Here is a 6,251-nt window from a genome sequence, read left to right as displayed (position 1 = left end):
CTGATACAACTCACGCACATAGATTCCCGCAAGAATCTGACCGGCAATTTCCCGGCTTCCCAAACCCATGGCCAGCGCAACTGCCAGACCAACGGTAATCAGTACGATGACAATCACATGGTTCAGCAGGTCAGTCTTGACCTCAAGCTGACTGATCGCGACCGAGATGCTGATGATGATCACCAGCCCTTGGGCAATTCGCCCCAATCCAGAAGCGTAGTCCAGGCCTACGCCTTCTGCCGCCCCGCGCACCAGACCATTGGCCAGTTGAGCGAGCAGAACACCTACCAGCAACACCAGCGCGGCGCCGAATACTTTCGGCAAATACAACGCCAGCATATCCAGCGTAGCTGAAACTCGCTCAAGGCCAAGGGACTCTGCTGCAGAAACCAGGAAAATCAGCAGAACGAACCAATAGACTATCTTGCCAATCAGGGTCGAGATCGGTACTTGCAGCCCCGCACGCGACATCAATTTGGTCAGCCCGGTGCCACCCATCAGGCGATCAAGGCCCAGCTTGGCGAGCAACTTGGACAACAAGGTGTCGAGCAGCTTGGCCACGACGAAACCCAACAGCAGCACAACCAGTGCGCCGAACAGGTTCGGGATGAAGTTGGCGACTTTGGTCCACAACGCAGTCATTGCAGTGACGAGGCTCTGAGTCCAGAGATCAAGTTCCATATTCAATCAGCCTTATCAGCAGTGCGAGCGGTAGGTTTACGAAGACGGGAGACCGGCGAGACATGGGCCGATCCGTTGTTAAGGGCGATCATCAGCGCGGGCAACCAGCGGCCCAGCAGGCTGAACAGATCGCCAGCGCCGACCTGGCGGTTGGCGGTTTTGAGCACACGGCCCAGGCACGCATCGTCGTCGCGGCTGGACGGCGAAGCGTTGAGCATGTCGCGTAAAGACTGTTCAAACGGATCGTGCATACGCACCTCTCGTGATGTCTGTGAAAGACGCGGGCAAATTTGGTCGGGTCACATGCGCCATCTTCATACCCAGCGCAAACGACGGAATAACCACCACTGACCGAAGGCCAGGGCGAGCACCGTCAAACAGGCGATCAGGAAACCATAAGGGCTGCTGGAGAATGGAATTCCGCCAACGTTGATGCCCAACAGACCGGTGATGAAACTCATCGGTAAAAAAATGCAGGTGATGATCCCGAAGCGGTACATCGTGCGATTCATACGCTCGCTCAAACGCCGATCTTCGGCCTCCAGCACAAGCCCCACGCGCTCTCGGGTCAATTCGAGCTCTTCGAGATAGCGGGTCAGGCTGTTGTTCAATTCGTTCCAGTAATCAGCATCATCATCGACAAACCACGGCATTTTGATCCGCGTCAGCTGACCGAAAATGTCTCGCTGCGGAGCGAGAAAACGCTTGAGTCCGGCCGCCCTGCGACGGATGTGCAAAATGGTGCCGTGCTCCGGGGTATACCGTTCGTCGGCATCCATCTTTTCTTCTTCCTCATCGGCGATTTCCGAGAGGCAAGTGACCAGATCCTGAACCTTGTTGGTGAGAAACTGCGCCAGATAAAGGATGAGTTCAGACGAGGTTTTCGGGCCTTTGCCGTCCGCCAGTTCCGCCAACAACTCATCGGTGGCACGCAACGGACGCAAACGCAGAGAAATCACCCGCTGCGCGGAAGCAAAAATCCGCACCGAGACCATGTCTTCCGGCTCGGCGCCCGGATTGAGATTGACCCCGCGCAGAAACAGCAGCAGCTCGGAATCCGGCAGCGGCAACAGGCGCGGTCGAGTGTTCTCTTCCAGCAGCAGGTCACAGGTGAATTCATTGAGTCCGCTGGATTTGCGCAGCCAGGTCTGGGTTTGCGGATGACTGCGATCCCAATGCAGCCAGAGGCTTTCATGAGCCTGCAGCTGCAAATCGTCGAGTTCAGTCCGGGCTATCGAACGCGCACCGCCTTTACCGTCCAGCACCAGGGCATGCACCAGCCCCCATTGCGCGTTTTCTTCCTCGAACATCCGCATCCCTTTGTCGAAATTCTTATTCAGGCATCTTCAGCGGACTCGGCGAGACGATCACGCCGTTGTTGTCCGCATAAATAAAGTGGCCCGGGTGAAACGTCACGCCCGCAAACGTCACAGGAACGTTGAGGTCGCCGATACCACGTTTCTCGGTCTTCATCGGGTGGCTGGCCAGCGCCTGCACGCCCAGATCGGTCTGCGCGATAACATCGACGTCACGGATGCAACCGTAAATCACCAGCCCTTCCCAACCGTTTTTCGCGGCTTTCTCGGCGATCATGTCGCCCAGCAGCGCACGGCGCAGGGAACCACCGCCATCGACCACCAGCACCTTGCCGTTACCCTTGAGTTCCGCTTGTTCCTTGACCAGCGAGTTGTCTTCGAAGCATTTGATGGTCACGATTTCGCCGCCGAACGAATCACGGCCGCCGAAATTGCTGAACATCGGTTCCAGCACCTGCACCAGCTCCGGATAGGCGTCGCACAGGTCAGGCGTAAGGTAATGGTTCATCGAAAAGCTCCTGCAATAAGGAAGACGATCAAGGATGACGCACTCTGAAGAGACGAGTTCCGGCAGTCGCTGTTTACCTTAGTCCATCCCATGGTCGCTGAACGAACCTGAACAAACCCTGAAACGTAATAGCTAAACAGCCACCAAATATGACCAGAACCACACAATGCGTCATATCTTAGCCGCAAGCCGACCCGAACGAAATGCCCTCTTCAGCGCCTGCGACTCAAACCGCCGCTGCCAGATCCGGCTTCTCGCCCAGTAACGGCGTCTGCTGATCGTTCAACCAGCGCGCCACCAGCGGCCACACTTCAGTCTGCGCCGCTTTGCTCACCAACATTTCGACATGACCGAAATTGTCGTTGAAACCGTGCTCGCGCCCCAGATTGACGAACTGCTTGTGCTCGGACCCCATCTGCTCGAAGAGTTTGCGACAGGCCCAGGCCGGATCCTGATGATCCCCTACCGCACTCACCGCCAGCACCGGCATCTGCACATCGGCAAGACCGGCCCACCAGTCCTTGTCCTTGTCGCCAAAACGGCCGAACAGGCCGTACCAGCGCATGCTTTCGATGGCCAAGCCAATCGGCTCGTCTTCCGGGCCACGTTTAAGGCGCGAGCCGGACAGCTGCGCAAAGCGCTTGAGAATGAAGCGACCGCTCCACTCCACCGGCGGGATTTTCAGCGGCCAATAAGTACGGCTGACCTGCGTGCCGAAAAACGCCGCCGAGGCCACGGCAGGCTCACCGAGGTATTCACCACCGAGCGCCGCCGCCAAGGTGATGCCGCCCAGCGAATGGCCGATCCAGTGCGGCACTTGTCCACTCTGCTCACGCACGAACGCGGCAATGGCCGGCAGATCGTAGCGAGCGTAGTCGGCAACGCGATTGCGCCGATATTCCTCGTTGCGCTGCGACAAACCGTGGCCGCGCATTTCCGGAATCCACACATCGAAACCCAGACGCGTCAGATACGCGCCCAGCCCCAGGCCTTTCGGTGAAAACCAGAAACGCCGATTGGAAAAACTGCCGTGCAACAGAATCACCGGCACACCGCGTGGCGCCGAGTCATCGGCCATACCCAAACGGGTGACGGCAATCTCCACGGACCAGTCCGGACTGTTGCCGGGCTTCAATCGATAAACATCTTCGCTCAGATCGCCGCGCCGTTCGGCGCTGATCAGGGCGACAGGAAATAGGTTGCTGCTGCTTTGCATAATGCTCTTGCACAAAAAAGGGCGGCATCTACAGGAGCCCGCCCTACTTCAATCTCAAAGCCCACCCCTTGTAGGAGTGAGCCTGCTCGCGATTGCGGTGTATCAGCCGACATTTATGGCGGATGTTATGCCGTCTTCGCGAGCAGGCTCGCTCCTACAGGGGAATGGGCCGTTCACGTATGGATCAAGCCTGGGCTTGGCCTTCCGCCAGGAAGAACCAGGTTTCCAGCACGGTGTCCGGGTTCAGCGACACGCTTTCGATGCCCTGCTCCATCAGCCACTTGGCCAGATCCGGGTGGTCCGAAGGACCCTGACCGCAGATACCGATGTACTTGCCGGCCTTGTTGCATGCGGCAATCGCGTTGGCCAACAGCTTCTTGACCGCCGGATTACGCTCGTCGAACAGGTGCGCGATGATACCGGAATCGCGGTCCAGGCCCAGGGTCAGCTGAGTCAGGTCATTGGAACCGATCGAGAAGCCGTCGAAGAATTCGAGGAACTCTTCAGCCAGAATCGCGTTGGATGGCAGTTCGCACATCATGATCACGCGCAGACCGTTCTCGCCGCGCTTCAAGCCGTTTTCGGCGAGCAGATCGACAACCTGGCTGGCTTCGCCCAGAGTACGGACGAACGGCACCATGATTTCGACGTTGGTCAGGCCCATCTCGTTGCGCACACGCTTCAACGCGCGGCATTCGAGTTCGAAGCAGTCACGGAACGATTCGCTGATGTAACGCGAAGCGCCACGGAAGCCCAGCATCGGATTCTCTTCTTCCGGCTCGTACAGCTTGCCGCCGATCAGGTTGGCGTATTCGTTGGACTTGAAGTCCGACAGACGCACGATGACCTTCTTCGGTGCGAACGCTGCAGCGAGGGTGCTGATGCCTTCAACCAGTTTCTCGACATAGAAACCAACCGGATCGTCGTAACCGGCGATGCGCTTGTCGACGCTTTCCTTGATTTCCTGCGGCAGACCGTCGTAGTTCAACAGCGCTTTCGGGTGCACACCGATCATGCGGTTGATGATGAACTCCAGACGGGCCAGGCCGACACCGGCGTTCGGCAGTTGCGCGAAGTCGAAAGCGCGGTCCGGGTTGCCGACGTTCATCATGATCTTGAACGGCAGCTCCGGCATGGCGTCGACGGAGTTCTTCTTGATGTCGAAGCCCAGTTCGCCTTCGAAGATGTAACCGGTGTCGCCCTCGGCGCACGAAACGGTCACGCCCTGGCCATCTTTCAGCAGTTGGGTGGCGTTGCCGCAACCGACGACTGCCGGGATGCCCAGCTCACGAGCGATGATCGCCGCGTGGCAGGTACGCCCGCCACGGTTGGTCACGATGGCGCTGGCGCGCTTCATCACCGGTTCCCAGTCCGGGTCGGTCATGTCGGAGACCAGCACGTCGCCCGGCTGGACTTTGTCCATTTCGGAGACGTCTTTGATAATGCGCACTTTACCGGCGCCAATGCGCTGGCCAATCGCGCGACCTTCAACCAGCACGGTGCCGGTTTCTTTCAACAGGTAACGTTCCATGACGTTGGCCTGGGTGCGGCTTTTCACGGTTTCCGGACGGGCCTGCACGATGTACAGCTTGCCGTCGTCACCGTCCTTGGCCCACTCGATGTCCATCGGGCAGCCGTAGTGCTTCTCGATGATCATCGCCTGCTTGGCCAGTTCGCTGACTTCAGCGTCGGTCAGGCAGAAACGTGCGCGCTCGGCCTTGTCGACATCAACGGTCTTGACCGAACGACCGGCCTTGGCCTCGTCGCCGTAGATCATCTTGATGGCTTTGCTGCCCAGGTTGCGACGCAGGATCGCCGGGCGACCGGCCTCCAGCGTGCCCTTGTGCACATAGAACTCGTCCGGGTTGACCGCGCCTTGTACGACGGTTTCGCCCAGGCCGTAAGCGCCGGTGATGAACACCACGTCACGGAAACCGGATTCGGTGTCGAGGGTGAACATCACGCCGGCAGTGCCGGTTTCCGAACGCACCATGCGCTGCACGCCGGCGGACAGGGCGACCAGTTTGTGGTCGAAGCCCTGGTGCACGCGGTAGGAAATCGCACGGTCGTTGAACAGCGAAGCGAACACCTCTTTGGCGGCGCGGATAACGTTTTCCACACCACGGATGTTCAGAAAGGTTTCCTGCTGACCGGCGAACGATGCGTCTGGCAAGTCTTCGGCGGTGGCGGAAGAACGCACGGCCACGGCCACGTCAGGGTTGCCGGCCGACAGCGTGGCGAACGCGGTGCGGATCTCGGCATTCAGTTTTTCCGGGAATTCGGCTTCCATGATCCATTGACGGATCTGTGCGCCGGTCTTGGCCAGGGCGTTGACGTCGTCGACGTCGAGCGCGTCGAGGGCCTGGTGAATCTGGTCATTGAGGCCGCTCAGTTCGAGGAAATCACGATAGGCCTGAGCCGTCGTGGCGAAGCCGCCGGGGACCGAAACACCGGCGCCTGCCAGGTTACTGATCATCTCGCCCAGGGATGCGTTCTTGCCCCCCACATGCTCAACATCGTGTTTGCCGAG

The 6,251-nt window shown here is 58.9% G+C and carries 6 protein-coding genes; all 6 read right to left on the bottom strand.

Annotated elements, in window-relative coordinates; all coding sequences use genetic code 11:
- The coding region (locus ACIOWE_RS29540; protein WP_401398472.1) for a mechanosensitive ion channel family protein at positions 1-681 on the bottom strand (681 nt) is incomplete at its 3' end.
- A gap of 2 nt (positions 682-683) precedes the next feature.
- On the bottom strand, positions 684-932 hold the full coding sequence (locus tag ACIOWE_RS29535; protein WP_008076827.1) for a hypothetical protein: 249 nt from the start codon (positions 930-932) through the stop codon (positions 684-686).
- A gap of 63 nt (positions 933-995) precedes the next feature.
- Positions 996-1,991, bottom strand: a complete 996-nt coding sequence (locus ACIOWE_RS29530; RefSeq protein WP_401398470.1) for a zinc transporter ZntB — start codon at positions 1,989-1,991, stop codon at positions 996-998.
- Between the two features lie 22 nt (positions 1,992-2,013).
- Positions 2,014-2,505, bottom strand: coding sequence for a ribonuclease E activity regulator RraA (gene rraA, locus ACIOWE_RS29525; RefSeq protein WP_201239153.1), 492 nt, complete (start codon positions 2,503-2,505; stop codon positions 2,014-2,016).
- A 226-nt stretch (positions 2,506-2,731) separates the two neighbouring features.
- Complete coding sequence (locus ACIOWE_RS29520; RefSeq protein WP_401398468.1) at positions 2,732-3,721, bottom strand: alpha/beta fold hydrolase; 990 nt, start codon at positions 3,719-3,721, stop codon at positions 2,732-2,734.
- A 184-nt stretch (positions 3,722-3,905) separates the two neighbouring features.
- The coding region (ppsA, locus tag ACIOWE_RS29515) for a phosphoenolpyruvate synthase (protein WP_401398466.1) at positions 3,906-6,251 on the bottom strand (2,346 nt) is incomplete at its 5' end.

This window comes from Pseudomonas sp. NPDC087598 (genome assembly GCF_044743525.1).
GTDB lineage: Bacteria > Pseudomonadota > Gammaproteobacteria > Pseudomonadales > Pseudomonadaceae > Aquipseudomonas.
This window is presented reverse-complemented; position numbering and strand designations above follow the sequence as displayed.

What these genes read in the sequence shown, in the direction of transcription:
- ACIOWE_RS29535 (WP_008076827.1), bottom strand. Translation starts at nt 932, where the DNA reads ATGCACGATCCGTTTGAACAGTCTTTACGCGACATGCTCAACGCTTCG.
- ACIOWE_RS29530 (WP_401398470.1), bottom strand. Translation starts at nt 1,991, where the DNA reads ATGTTCGAGGAAGAAAACGCGCAATGGGGGCTGGTGCATGCCCTGGTG.
- rraA (WP_201239153.1), bottom strand. Translation starts at nt 2,505, where the DNA reads ATGAACCATTACCTTACGCCTGACCTGTGCGACGCCTATCCGGAGCTG.
- ACIOWE_RS29520 (WP_401398468.1), bottom strand. Translation starts at nt 3,721, where the DNA reads ATGCAAAGCAGCAGCAACCTATTTCCTGTCGCCCTGATCAGCGCCGAA.